Source organism: Oceanobacillus polygoni, from assembly GCF_008304605.1.
GTDB classification, from domain to species: domain Bacteria; phylum Bacillota; class Bacilli; order Bacillales; family Amphibacillaceae; genus Oceanobacillus; species Oceanobacillus polygoni.
The window spans coordinates 145,440-159,296 of record NZ_PIJY01000020.1 but is presented as its reverse complement, the minus strand read 5'-3'; the positions used below and the strand labels follow the sequence as shown (position 1 = coordinate 159,296).

Genomic DNA, 13,857 nt, shown 5'->3' with positions numbered 1-13,857 from the left:
AAATTTTAATAATGATTTGATTCATTTATAATGATAATGGAAAGGGAAAGGAGAGAGTTACATGTATTATCCAGGTTTAAAAGGAGTTACAGCTGTAGAAACAAAATTAAGTGATATTGATGGAGCAAATGGTATGTTAACGTATCGAGGTACTTCAATCCAAAAACTGGTAGAAAATTATAACTTTGAGGAAATAGCATATTACTTACTGCATGGAGATTTTCCAAACTCAGATAAATTGCAGGTGTTCCAAACGGCTTTACGTGGGAATAGAGAATTACCTCCTTATATAAGGAACATTCTATCCAACATTCCTATAGAGCAATCGATAATGGATGTTTTACGTACAACGATTTCATCAATTTCAGCAAAAGAAGACGTAGAAGATACCGCCATACAATTAATCGCTATCATTCCAACTATTATTGCGAACCGTTATCGTATAATGAAAAATTTAAATGTAATTGAACCTAATCCAAGATTAAATCATGTAGAGAATTTTATTTACATGTTAACAGGTGAAACGAATACAGCTAACGCAAAAATACTTGAAGCATATTTAATTATGACAATGGAGCATGGATTAAATGCATCAACGTTTGCAGCTAGAGTGACAATTTCTACAGAAAGTGATCTCGTTTCAGCAATTACGAGTGCCATTGGAACCATGAAAGGACCATTACATGGCGGAGCACCATCTGGAGTAATTGATTTATTAGAGGAAATTGCAACAAAGGATCAGATAAGTGAAGTAATTCACAATAAATTAAAAAATAAAGAGAGAATTATGGGATTTGGCCACAGGGTTTACAAGACTGTAGATCCACGTGCCGAAGCACTAAAGCAAATCATTTACAAGCTGGAATCGTCACCAGAATGGATTGAATTAGCAGTGGAAACAGAGAAAGTAACGATCGATATATTAAATGAACTAAAACCAAATCAAAAACTATATACGAATGTGGAATATTATGCTGCAGCAATAATGAAATCACTGGAATTAGATCCAGAATTATTTACAGCGATATTTAGTTCTAGCCGAATCGTTGGTTGGTGTGCACATGCAATTGAACAGAAAAATAACAATGTAATTTTTAGACCAAATGCAACATACGTAGGAAAATAAATAAAAAAATTACGCTATGAATATATTTTATAGCGTAATTTTTTTATTTTATCTCAATATCACAAGTATACTTATATTATGAGACAAGAAATTCGGTTTTATGTTTAACTTCCTATAATATATATTATGTAAACTAGGATAGAAGTAAAGCAAAACAAGTATTTAATAAATAATACTTTACCTCCTCCTTTATTTCAAAAAAATAAGCTGAATAGGATTATTTTCTAACCCCTTTTCAGCTTAATCTATTGAACATACTACACCATACCTATTGGTAATCCAATATTATATTTAAACATATAAAAACTCCCAATTTGCGTTTTTGCGTTATTAAGATAAAAAGTATTCCTGGTTATATTGGAATGCTCTATAACTTTAAAGTACTTGATTTATATTTTGCCTCTAATTTCTAACTACGAGTTCTAAATTAATTGCCAGATACTTATTTTTTAACTAAAGTCGGATCATACTAACTGCATACTCTACTGTTGTATTATTGCCCTTACAATGTAGTAATAATCGGTCCTTCCTTCGTAAGAATAATCGTATGTTCGTATTGAGCCACAAAGCTTTCATCGGTTAGGAAGGTCCATCCATCTTCGGATTGGAAAACTTCCTCTTCAAATGTAGAGATAAAAGGCTCGAAGGCAATTACCATCCCCTCTTTTAAAATTTCGTCATCCCAGCGAGAGAAGTAATTGAAAATATGTTCTGGTGCTTCATGAATCGAGCGCCCAACACCGTGTCCAGTAAGATTTTTTATAACAGTTAAGCCATGCTGTTTCGCTACATTGTGTACAGCTTTTCCGAGATCGCTTTTTTTCGCACCTGGTTTTGCCTTCTCAAGTCCGTTGTCAAATGCTTCTTTAGCAACGTCACATATTTTCTGCAAAATTTTCTCTCCCTTCCCAACGACAAAGGAAATTCCAGTATCTGCGAAATACCCGTTTTTAGAACCTGAAACATCAATATTTACAAGATCCCCTTCTTGAATGGTCCGTTTACTTGGAATCCCATGCGCTACTTCTTCATTTATGCTAATGCACGTATATCCAGGAAAGTTGTATTCTCCTTTTGGTGCAGATTGAGCTCCTGCTTTTTCAAACATCTTCTTAGCAATTTCATCAAGTTCTTTTGTAGTAATTCCAGGTTTCGTACATTGGACTAATTCATCTCGAATCGCTCCACAAATTTTACCAATTTCTTTTAATCCATTAAAATCCTCTTCCGTCTTTGCTATCATCGAGGTTCCTCGCTTCTTATAATATTTATGATTATCATACCATTTAAATTCTAGCATAAATAGTACGGTCTTTTCTTCAATAAAATGACTCGATTGTTGAACACAAGTTAAATAACAATCTTAAATTAACCTTCTCTGTTAGTTTAAATACATTTATTCACAAACACTCCTATATCATTTCAATTTCTTCATTATCTGTAAAGTAGAGCCACCAAGGTAGAAAAAAGTGTTACGAATGTCACAAATAGCTATCCTCTCATTCTAATAAATAATTCATAAGGTATTTCTGGTCGTATCAGTCTAAATCATCTAACTTTAATGGAGTTTGACTATTTCATCTAACATTTGTTATATTCGATTATATAATCAAACTTCCCTATACTTTGATAAGAAAGGAGCTGTTTATACATGTCAAATGAAGTCTCTATCTTCATTATGGACGTAAGTAATTCGTCTAAAGAAAATATTGGGAATGAATTAAGTGAATACCTAGAGCAATTAAAAAACAGCATTGCTGAGTGGACACAAAATGTCGGTGTGACAAAGGTTAGACACCGTGCTGGTGATGAATTGGTGGTTGTAAGTAGTGGCTATGCATCGGCATATACACTTGCTTTCTATATAAGCCGTATTTGGAAGTTTACCGATCATAAGCCGTATTTCGGTCTATCTTTTGGCAATATCCAAGAGGATTTAAGCACAATAAACATAGAAACATGGATTCATCCATTAATGAAACAAGCGAGAAATGCCAATGATTATCTAAAAAATCAACAGAACAGATTGCTATTTCGTTTTTCATTACCTCGTTTATCAGATAAACAAGGCTTCACCGTTTTTTGCGAACAGTTTGAAACATTAATCAATACGAGTTTAAATCTCAAGCAAGTGCAAATAAACGAGCAAACCGAAATGCAATCTCTCGTCTGTTCTTTGTATTTAATGCTCGGTCAACAAAATAAAGTAAGCAAATATCTTGAAAGAACAACCGCTACCATCTCCCATCATATGAAACAGGGTAAAACGCAAGTCATCTTGCATGCTTTTTATGACATTGTTAAGGTGCTGGATTCATTAAATACGCAAGATAATTATCGCCTCACGGACAAGCTGCAAACAACCATTCGAAACAATGTAATAAACGATATAAATGATTTCTTTCCGAAAGAAAGGATATTATAATGACTCTACTATTGCTGCTTCTTGCGCATTTGGTCGCTGACTTTTGGCTGCAATCGGATCAAATGGTGAAAAATAAAATAAAACATTTAAAAAAACATATACTTCACCATCTGCTGACAACAGGAATCGCACTTGCCTTTATATGGGGTTATCACTACGAGTTTCAACATATAATCAACTATTTTATTCTACCTTGCGTTTTTATTATTATCACGCATCTTTTGATTGATTTGTTAAAAATAAAATTAATAGACTCCATTCAAAAAAGCGCAACTGACAATATGAAAAAGCTTGGATACTTTCTATTAGATCAAGTCTTGCATGTCATCATGATAATCATAGCATGTATCCTTTTCTTTCATACGAAAGCTACAGAAATGATGGCGAATCTTTTAGACTTGAATGGGGCAAGTAGTTTAAACCTGGTCAACACAGCATTATTTATGATCATCATTTATATTTTAGCAACAAGTGTTAGTGGCCATATCGTCAAATATATCATTGGTTCATTGCCATCAGAACTTGCAAACTTTGAAGGTGAATTGACATTGAAAAATCAAATGAATGATGGCAAAGAAAATAATCAGACGAAGACAGAAAATAGTTTTACAGAGGAATACCATTACTTTACATACTCCTCTCCACTTCGTTCACGCGGAAAACTCATTGGCTATATAGAAAGATTGCTTGTTATTACATTAACAGTGATTGGCGCATACCCATCTATTGCTTTTATTATCGCTGCCAAGTCGATTGCACGATTCAAACAGTTAGATGATCGAAACTGGGCGGAATATTTCTTATTAGGTACATTATCTTCTATCTTTCTTGGATTAGTGCTCGGACTAGTTGTACAGGGAATTATTATGTAAATGAATAGGAGTCATAACTAAATTGGCTCCTTATACAAGTTAATAAACCAGCGTCATATGAACCATAAACAGCTCTTTCGCCAGAGAATATATTATGTAGATAAAAGATTCTAAAAAAATAGGACAAGGCTTTCAATGCCTTATCCTGTTTTTTAATCCATAATTTTAGAACGATCCACCCTCAGTGTTCATATATAGTCTAGTTAATCTTAAGTATATTTTCAACGTCAGCTGTTTTTTGACTCTTTATTTATAATAATTATCGATAAAGAAGTATATATCCCCGAGAAATTTTATACTAAACTAGTTTAATTGATAATTTGGTTAAATAATTGATAATACATACATCCAACAAACTTAATCTTACGAGAGATTTCTACTATTGACTTGTAGTAAGAGCATTACAAGGGCTTGGTTTTTTTATGCTCACGACATTAGTCTTTACGATGTCATGTAATATTGTTCCAAAATATCGGTTAGGTGAGGGCCTTGTTTTCTTCGCAATGTCTACTAGCGTTGGAACGCCACTTGAACCACTTGAATCGCTATTCGCAATTTCTTATCTTGCAAATTATACATTTCAGTCGATGATGATGTTAACACCTGGACCTATAGCATCTTCACTAGTGTGCTGTTTTTTACAAAAAACACAGTAAAAAAGAAGAGGAAAATCAGGTGAAATGTAAAAAACCCTTCTATAATCTATAATTACATGTTTGATAAGCGCGTCCTCATCCGAACAGGATAATTAATATCAAACTGGAGCTATACCATTATCAACATTGACTTTTGGAACAGCGCCTCCTTGATTAAAGCACCCTCGGTAGAACTTGATCATTGATTTCCAGTCCACTACCAGTGTGATCTCGAATTTCCTCTCTAGAAACTTTTAAAGTTTGAACTACCAATTGGAACGATATGCATGGAAAGTATTTTCTGGTGTTTCCTATTAGAACAGCCTGTCATAGAGACGATGATTGTTACAATCATCGTCAATCCCATCCAGAAATGTTTCAACCCTTTCAATCCCTTCCATAACTCTTTGTTAAAAAGGTTAGTTTAGTGCATTTACTGTAATTTCAGTTGCTTGCTTAATCAAATCATCATTATATTCTGCGTCTTCTGTATCACGGCTTGAAAGAATTGCGATGACAATGGGTTCTCGATTAGGTGGCCATACAATCCCAATATCATTTCGAGTTCCATATCCCCCAGCTCCGCTTTTATCACCAACTGTCCAATCTTCAGGAACCCCAGCACGAATTAATGTGTCACCGGTAGTATTTGTTTTAAGCCATTCCAATAGCATATTTTGCTTAGACTCAGAAAGTAAATGATCATCAAGTGCGAAAGCTTGCAGGCTAGTAGCAAGTGCCTTAGGAGTACTTGTATCACGAATGTCTCCTGGCTTTGCTTCGTTTAAATTTGTCTCTGTCCGATCAGCATTTATAACGTTATCCCCTATTTCCCTCATCGCTTTCTCAAGACTATCAGGACCACCTAATGCATTAAATAATAAATTACCAGCAGTATTATCGCTATAACGGATAGCCGCTTCGCTTATTTCCAATAAGGTCATACCAGTATCTACATGTTTCTCCGTAATTGGTGAATATGTTACCAAATCGTCTTTCGTATAAGTAACCGTTTCGTTTAATTCTTCCATTGTGTTTTGTTGTAACACTGCTCCAGCTGCTAATGCTTTGAACGTAGATGTATATGCGAATCGTTCATCAGCTTGATAATCAATAATTTTTCCTGAACCAGTGTCAATCGCATAGACACCAAGCTTCGCATCAAACTCTTTCTCTAATTGGGCGAAATCGTTGTCTGTCGTCTGATTGGATTCTTCGTTAGTTGATTGAGACATTGACTCGCTCGAATCTGTTTCTTTTGCGCATCCTACCAGTGCAACCATTGCCATTAAGCAAATTGCTAACATGAATTTGCACTTCCCCATTCTGAACATCGTATTGAAAATCTTCTTCAACATAAACCCTCCTTAAAATTCAACTTGCAGACTACAAGTGTAATACAATACTACATTTGTAGTCCGGATGTTGTCAATTACTTTTTTCGATCCATTTTTTTACATTGATAAAGCTAATTTGGAATGTTAGAATCGTAATATTACATTTGTAATATTAGAGGAGAGTAAGCAGAAATGTTAATAAAGTAATCTTCATTCTGGGGAAATTTCTTCTAAGCTGAATGTTAAAGCACCTTATATGATTTATTCCCTAATGCTTGATAACTTACTGGTATACGCCAGAATTGAGGTCGAAAGCTATGTTCTTTACTAATTTTGTAATAAGTTTTATCCTATCTACCTTTACAATTGCAGTAATTATGCTGATTAAAAATATTTTCCAAAAGCAGCTATCAGCAAAATGGCATTATAATCTATGGTTTTTGTTATTATTCGCGTTAGCTATTCCGTTTTTACCGCAAAATCTCATTACTTTTGATAGTCATTTTATTTCACTGGATTCCATTCAAGGTAATGATACAAATTACGGCGCTAATCTTGGAGAAGCGGAAGTTGAAAGCGAAAATTGGATGAAGGATTTTTCCGTATCTGTCAATCGCTCAAGTCCTGATTTCTTGAACGACATCTTCGCTGGTTTATGGATTGCAGGAATACTAGTCATGGGCATCTTGACTATGAAATCCTGGTATAAAGTAAAGACCATTAAAAACACAACACAACCCATTGAAAATAAAGAAGTTCTACTGCTATTTGAACAATGTAAGCAGCATTTAAATGTATCTCAACCTTTTACCATTCGAGAATCTCCCTTAATAAAATCTCCGATGGCTTTTTGTCTTTTTAAGTCCTATATTGTATTACCAACCAATTTAGATAAATGGCTTTCTACGGAAGATATAAAATACATTCTGCTGCACGAATTAAATCATTTTAAAAACAAAGATGTCTTGACCAATTACTTCGTTATCCTTTTCCAAATCTTATACTGGTACAATCCACTAGTTTGGTTTGCCTTTAAAGAAATGAGATTGGATCGTGAGATTGCATGTGATATTGCTGTGTTAAATTCAATGGACGAGGACTGTTCCGTAAATTACGGAAACACAATCTTAAATTTTGCCGAGAAAAATTCGCACTTAAAAAATCTAGCATTGGCTAATCACTTGAATGGATCAAAGAAGCAAATTAAAAAGCGTATCATCAATATTGCTGCATTTACGAGGGAGTCGAAGCTGCTGAAACTAAAAAGTGTACTCATTTTTCTAATGGTTGGAATAATCTTATCGTGCCAGCTGCCATTTGTTTCCGCTATGACAAGTAGCGATGATCAATACGAATTTAATCATGAGCGTGTGACTTACGAGGATCTTAGTGCGTATTTTGAGGATTATGAAGGCAGTTTTGTATTATATGATGCACAGGCTGATAAATATAGTATCTATAATGAAAATCAAAGTACATTAAGAGTACCTCCCAATTCAACTTACAAAATTTATAGTGCATTGTTTGGTTTGGAGACAAATGCAATAACAAGTGAAAATTCTACCATCAAATGGGATGGCGAAGATTATCCTTTTGATTCTTGGAATAAGGATCATAATTTATCTACAGCCATGTCAAACTCCGTAAATTGGTATTTTCATGAGTTAGATAAAACAATGTCGCTTGATGAAATCCAAGAAAATTTAAAAGGAATCCATTATGGTAATTACGATGTTTCTGGTGGTAAAGAGCAGTTTTGGATAGAGTCTTCCTTAAAAATATCTCCAGTAGAACAAGTTCAATTATTAAAAGCATTTTATTTCAACGAATTTGGCTTTGAGGAGAAGCATGTCCAAGCTGTTAAAGATTCGTTGCGAATAGAGGTATTAGATGGCTTCTATTTATCTGGAAAAACCGGTACGGGTACGGTTAATGGTAAAGATATTAATGGTTGGTTTATTGGTTATGTAGAAAATGGTGAAAATATATACTTTTTTGCTACCAATATACAAAGTGATGTTGATGCATCTGGAAGTGAAGCTGCAAATATTACATCATCTATTTTAAACGATAAAGGCATCTATTAAGGATCAATAGCGAAATACTTTTCAACAAATACAATCGGGAGGTTAGTAGCAGTGTCTAAACATATACCTAATATCTCAGAAGCGGAATGGGAAGTCATGAACGTGCTTTGGGAAAGAGCTCCGCAAACAGCGAATGAAGTAATATCCTCTTTGCAGGAAAAAACGGACTGGAAGCCGAAAACCGTACGTACGCTTCTCGATCGTCTCGCTCAAAAAGAAGTGGTTGGTATTAATAAAAATCAAAAAATCTATACATTTTATCCGATTTACTCTCAGGAAGAATGCCAGCGAGCGGAGACGCAATCCTTTATTAAGCGGATTTATGGCGGAACGGTAAAATCAATGCTCGTTCAGTTTATGGAAGAGGAATCTTTGACTGAAGAGGATATTAAGGAATTACGTACGGTTTTGAATAAAAACCAGAAAAAATAATGTTGAAAAACTTCATTCTGTAAGGGGTGTCTCTTACAGAATGAAGTAACGTTAAAGAACTTATTTAGTCTCTTGTAAAGTTCCCCAGTCTTTTAATGTATCCATGCTACATAATTCATCCAATCTGGTCACAAGATTAGTCTCGATATTTTCATTTAAAATTAATTGTTCAGTTGCAAATGGCTTAAGCTGTGCATTATCACCTATCATAATGGAAGGCCTGGCATGCTGGAACATCGTAATATCGTTTGCATCATTGCCAAATGCTATATACTCGCCTTCTTTTATCCCTAAGCGCTGTAATCCACTCCATTTGTCTACACCTTGTGGGCTGATATCTATAATCTCCTCATCTCCATGTGTATGAACTACTATATCCATCTTATTTAATCGCTGCAATACTTCATTCATATCATCTGATGTGAGCATTAGAATCTTTATAACGGTTGTTAACTTATGTAATCCAATATTTCTAGCTAGTTTAAGTGGATCAAGATTGTTTAATATGGGGTGATCAGCTGGACCGGTATAAGCGTAATCCCATTCACTATCGATTAAATAAGTAATGTTAAACATTTTTAACAACTGAACAATTTCCGCTAATGTTTCTTCATTAAAGCTCACAGTAGAAATGATCTTTCCGTTTAACGCAATCATCGATCCATTTCCACCAATCATTGCATATTGATGAAAACGTTTATGTAAGATAGGCAGTAAATCTCGTATTGGCCTAGCTGAAGCAAAAATAACCTCGTGCCCTCTTGCTTTTAACTTTTCTAAAGACACGAGTAGTTTCTCAGATACGGGCTGTCCTTTAAAGCAAATCGTCCCGTCTAAATCAAATACAAATTTCATTCTGCACCGCTCCTCCCTTCCTATATTGTCCATACTACCAGTTTACTTTATAATGAAAAGGACATATGTCCCAAAAGGAGATTTTTTTCATGAAATATGTTCAAGATGTAACTCTATTAGAGAGATATTTACAAGAATATCATATTGAGGAAATGTTTCAGCATACAAAACAAGCGCCATTTACGTTACAGCAATTTGCGTCTGATGAGATTATCCTTTTGGAAGGAATCGAAATGCAATCATTGTTTTTCTTGGTACAGGGTAAAGCGCGAATAACATCCAGTATTGCTACCGGAAAGTCATTATTGTTACGTTTTATTCACCCGCTTTCTATTATTGGGGATATTGAATTAATTCGTGATATACCTGTTCAATCACAGGTTCAAGCTGTTACTGAATGTCTGGTGATTGGAATTCCTTTTACTTACATCAAACGATGTGAATTAGAGAATCCAAGACTTTTGCATACGCTTTTAGAACATGTTAGTTTCAAACTTCAAACATGTACAACAGCTTCTCGAGTAAATTTATTAGCATCAGTTGAAAACAAGTTTGCGAGTTACCTTCTATCTACATTGTCTCCTGATCAGGATAACGACTTCGGAATGGAACTACGGACATCGAGCATTAAAGAAATCGCAAATTTGCTAGGTACAACCTATCGTCATCTGAATCGGGTAATTTCTTCTTTAACGCAGCAAGGCATTATTGAAAGACAAAAAAATGCAATTCGGGTTTTAAATTGGAGAGAATTAGAAAAAGCTGCAAATGGGATACGTTATAAATAAACTACTCTCAATTGCCAAGACAAGTTATTCATCCTTATTAAATTATGATCATTTACTAAAAAATTATTGGCAGTTTTTAAGAAGCGCTGTACGTATTTTTATTATATTACTTCAAAGCTTAACGCAGTCATCCGTGTTTCTATAATTTCCCCATCTTGAGCGAATCAGCTTTTTAAAAAACATTTTTTAACTTTACTGAAAGTAATAGAAAAAGCCGTCTGTTTCAGACGACTTCCATTAAAATCCGTAAGCCGATTCTTTTTCTTCACGTATTTTACGATAGGTTTCTGCTAATAAAATTGTATCTTCAATCAAGCGATCAATCCGGAATAATACATCATCACTCGTAATCTCATTTCGATAAAAATCCTTCTCCTCAATAAATACATACTTCTGGATAATTTGAGCTTGCATATATGCGAGTATCGGTTTCAATTGCTGTTCTGCAATCAAATAATGCTTGGATGAACCAGCAGTAACCACTATGCTAACAACTTTATCTTGAAATGCGTTTATAGGAAGCAGGTCAAATATATTCTTTAATGTAGCCGGAATCGAAGCTTGAAAGATTGGAGTCCCAATCATGATGATATCTGCTTCCATAATTGTTTGTGCCACAAAATTTGTATCCCCTTCATATTCTAAATAGTTGCGTCCATCACTGAACTGAATATCATAATCAGCTAAATCAATAAGTGTTACATCCGCCCCTGGATGTTTTTCTTTTAACGATTTTACGGTGTAATTCATCGCCGTTTTCGTTTTCGAACCAACTTTTGAGCCGGATAATGCAACAATCTTCACTTAATCTCCCCCCTTATTTCTTTGCTGTATGCTTTTTAATTGCAGGCAAAATTTCTGTGCCGATTAGTTCGATGTTTTTCTTAAGTTTTTCAAATGGAACACCACCGAAATCCATTTGTCCGATATAACGCTGGTGGCCAAACACTTCATGCTGGTAAAGAATCTTTTCTATGATTTGCTGTGGACTTCCAATATTCATAACATCCCTAGGATCTGCACCTTGAGCAAAATGCTGTTTTGGATAGCCTCGTCCATTCGTTAGCTTCATTCCTTCATTTATATAAGGATAATATTCTTGCTGTGCCTGCTGCGTTGTTTCGGCAGCATAGAAGAAACCTGCTGTTGATATCGGAAGCTCTGCTGGATTATACCCGCTTTGACTCGCAGCTTCACGAAATGCATCAATCGATCGTTTGAAGCTTGTCGCTGGTCCACCTAGCATGGCAAGGAACATTGGGACCCCAGCATATCCTGCCTTAATGGCACTAGCAGGTGCACCGCCTACTGCACGCCAAATCGGCAGGGACCCTTCTGTCGGACGTGGAATTACTTTTGCATTGTTCAAAGGAGCACGGAATTGTCCGCTCCAATTGACAACTTCATTTTTATTGATTTCAAGTAACAGTTCAAACTTTTCTTCGTACAATTCTTCATAATCACGAAGATCATAGCCCAATAAATCAAAAAGTCCAACTCTCGAAGCGCGGCCCGCTATAATTTCTGCTCGTCCTTTTGAAATTAAATCAATCGTCCCAAAATCTTCATAAACACGGACTGGATCCAATGTGCTAATTATTGTAGAGGAACTAGCAATTTTAATCTTACTCGTTGCTTGAGCAATGGCAGCTAGTACAACAGAATGTGCCTGTGTTGTAAAATACTCCTGGTGGCTTTCACCTACACTAAAAAAGTCAATACCTGCCTGCTCTGCAAGTCTCGCTAATTCAATAATTTCATGAATCCGTTGTTCAGCTGAAATTCGCTTTCCTGTATGTGGGTCTGAAATATGATCGCCTAACGTGTATAGTCCAAATTCTAATCCTTTGCTTGGATCGATACGGTACTTTTCCATATATCCATCAACCTTTCAATTCTAATGTTCAAATGCTTTCTAATTGCAGTTGATCTTCTTCCATCACATTCTTTATAATGTTATTATGTCTTATATAACGATAAATTGTAAGTACGCACTTTAATGGTACATAGTATATAAAAAGATACTTAGGAGGATTACATGGAAAAGAAACCAGAACTTTGTCGTGTTGAGGACGCTTTGGGGATATTAGTCGGCAAATGGAAACCAATTATTTTGTTAAATCTATTACAGGAGGGAACAAAACGATTTAGTGAATTAAAACGAAGTATGCCGGCGATCACACAGAAAATGTTAACCAATCAACTGCGGGAATTAGAGGCAGAGGATATTGTGATGCGTAAAGTTTATCCGCAAGTACCGCCAAAAGTAGAATACTCTATTACAGAGTATGGGAAAAGTTTAGAGCCGATTTTAGAAGCAATGCATGAATGGGGAGTAAAGCATACTTTGCACAAAATGGAAAAAGAAAATCAAGAGAATATCCAGTAAGAATTTCGTTCTATCACATAAGATGCCTCCAGCAAGTGGAGACATCTTATGTGGCAATCTTTTTCTTCGCTGTTGTTTTTCGTTTTGTTTGTTTTGGCTTGTCTTTTTTTGCTCGCTCCAATGATGCTTGGAGTGCATCCATTAAGTTCGTTACGTTATCTGGTACAGCTTTTTCCTTGCCAGTTGTAGTCTGTTCATTATTTTTCTTCTCTTCAATCAATTCCATTAGTGCTGTCCGATAATCATCCGTATATTTCTCTGGTTCAAAGGCGTTCGTTAACTGGTCAATCAACATTTTAGCAGTGTCTAACTCTTTTTTAACGATTTCAACCTCCTCTGGGATATTTGGAACATCCTGAACATTTCTTACCTCATCCGGATAATGAATGGTTTCTACAACAAGCACATTTTCATAAACCCGAATAATTGCAAGCTGCTCCTTTGCCCGGATGATCATTTTGGCAATTCCAATCTTTCCAGTATCGTTTAATGCACTACGTAACAATCCGTAGGCTTTACCTCCTCCTTCATTCGGAGATAAATAATAACTTTTTTCAAAATAAATTGGATCGATATCCTCCAACTGAACAAAGTCAAGAATTTCAACGGCTTTGTCCTCTTGCTCTTTTTTCAAGGATTCCAATTCTTCTTCATCTAAGATAACAAATTTATTTTTAGCATATTCGTAGGCTTTGACGATATCTTCATTCTTAACTTCCTTTTCACAGATCGGACACACTTTTTCATATTTGACTGGTGATTTGCATTCCTTATGCAGCTGCCTTAATTTAATATCCTTGTTTTCGGTAGCAGCATGCATTTTCACTGGAATATTAACTAAACCAAAGCTAATGGTTCCCTTCCACATTGTATGCATAGGCTCAACCTCCTTTTTCTTTAGTTTGCTGTTA

General features: G+C 35.2%; 13 protein-coding genes. 7 read left to right on the top strand and 6 right to left on the bottom strand.

All coding sequences use genetic code 11. The features are described 5' to 3' along the window. Positions 1-61 precede the first annotated feature (61 nt). Positions 62-1,126 (top strand): citrate synthase/methylcitrate synthase, encoded by a 1,065-nt coding sequence (locus F1560_RS07645; protein ID WP_149474042.1) that lies wholly within the window; start codon positions 62-64, stop codon positions 1,124-1,126. A gap of 502 nt (positions 1,127-1,628) precedes the next feature. Here the strand turns inward: F1560_RS07645 and map are convergent. Continuing rightward, the gene (map, locus tag F1560_RS07640; RefSeq protein WP_149474041.1) at positions 1,629-2,369 is read right to left on the bottom strand and encodes a type I methionyl aminopeptidase; all 741 of its coding nucleotides are present in this window, start codon (positions 2,367-2,369) and stop codon (positions 1,629-1,631) included. Positions 2,370-2,777: 408 nt separating this feature from the next. Here map and F1560_RS07635 point away from each other — a divergent pair, with 408 nt between their 5' ends. Together F1560_RS07635 and F1560_RS07630 are read left to right on the top strand one after the other, a co-directional pair. Next, complete coding sequence (locus F1560_RS07635) at positions 2,778-3,551, top strand: hypothetical protein (protein ID WP_149474040.1); 774 nt, start codon at positions 2,778-2,780, stop codon at positions 3,549-3,551. Next, positions 3,551-4,423 (top strand): DUF3307 domain-containing protein, encoded by an 873-nt coding sequence (locus tag F1560_RS07630; protein WP_149474039.1) that lies wholly within the window; start codon positions 3,551-3,553, stop codon positions 4,421-4,423. Before F1560_RS07635 ends, F1560_RS07630 begins: the two co-directional genes overlap by 1 nt. A gap of 1,054 nt (positions 4,424-5,477) precedes the next feature. Here the strand turns inward: F1560_RS07630 and bla are convergent. Next, a complete protein-coding gene (gene bla, locus F1560_RS07625) occupies positions 5,478-6,416 on the bottom strand; it encodes a class A beta-lactamase (protein ID WP_420874447.1) in 939 nt (312 codons plus the stop codon). Between the two features lie 296 nt (positions 6,417-6,712). Here bla and F1560_RS07620 point away from each other — a divergent pair, with 296 nt between their 5' ends. Both F1560_RS07620 and blaI read left to right on the top strand, forming a co-directional pair. Then, positions 6,713-8,482, top strand: a complete 1,770-nt coding sequence (locus tag F1560_RS07620; protein ID WP_149474038.1) for a BlaR1 family beta-lactam sensor/signal transducer — start codon at positions 6,713-6,715, stop codon at positions 8,480-8,482. A gap of 51 nt (positions 8,483-8,533) precedes the next feature. Next, positions 8,534-8,914 (top strand): penicillinase repressor BlaI, encoded by a 381-nt coding sequence (gene blaI, locus F1560_RS07615; RefSeq protein ID WP_149474037.1) that lies wholly within the window; start codon positions 8,534-8,536, stop codon positions 8,912-8,914. Positions 8,915-8,974: 60 nt separating this feature from the next. Here the strand turns inward: blaI and F1560_RS07610 are convergent, their stop codons facing one another. Further along, entirely contained in the window at positions 8,975-9,769 is a 795-nt protein-coding gene (locus F1560_RS07610) for an HAD-IIB family hydrolase (RefSeq protein WP_149474036.1), read from the bottom strand. Positions 9,770-9,858: 89 nt separating this feature from the next. Here F1560_RS07610 and F1560_RS07605 point away from each other — a divergent pair, with 89 nt between their 5' ends. Next, a complete protein-coding gene (locus F1560_RS07605) occupies positions 9,859-10,557 on the top strand; it encodes a Crp/Fnr family transcriptional regulator (RefSeq protein WP_149474035.1) in 699 nt (232 codons plus the stop codon). A gap of 237 nt (positions 10,558-10,794) precedes the next feature. Here F1560_RS07605 and F1560_RS07600 read toward each other — a convergent pair whose 3' ends face one another. Both F1560_RS07600 and F1560_RS07595 read right to left on the bottom strand, forming a co-directional pair. Next, positions 10,795-11,361, bottom strand: coding sequence for an NADPH-dependent FMN reductase (locus F1560_RS07600; protein WP_149474034.1), 567 nt, complete (start codon positions 11,359-11,361; stop codon positions 10,795-10,797). Between the two features lie 13 nt (positions 11,362-11,374). Beyond that, positions 11,375-12,433 (bottom strand): LLM class flavin-dependent oxidoreductase, encoded by a 1,059-nt coding sequence (locus tag F1560_RS07595; RefSeq protein WP_149474033.1) that lies wholly within the window; start codon positions 12,431-12,433, stop codon positions 11,375-11,377. 162 nt (positions 12,434-12,595) lie between these two features. Here F1560_RS07595 and F1560_RS07590 point away from each other — a divergent pair, with 162 nt between their 5' ends. Further along, positions 12,596-12,946: a winged helix-turn-helix transcriptional regulator gene (locus F1560_RS07590; RefSeq protein ID WP_149474032.1), complete on the top strand. Its 351-nt coding sequence runs from the start codon at positions 12,596-12,598 to the stop codon at positions 12,944-12,946. A 46-nt stretch (positions 12,947-12,992) separates the two neighbouring features. Here F1560_RS07590 and ku read toward each other — a convergent pair whose 3' ends face one another. Further along, positions 12,993-13,823: a non-homologous end joining protein Ku gene (ku, locus tag F1560_RS07585; RefSeq protein ID WP_149474031.1), complete on the bottom strand. Its 831-nt coding sequence runs from the start codon at positions 13,821-13,823 to the stop codon at positions 12,993-12,995. Between the last annotated feature and the right edge of the window lie 34 nt (positions 13,824-13,857).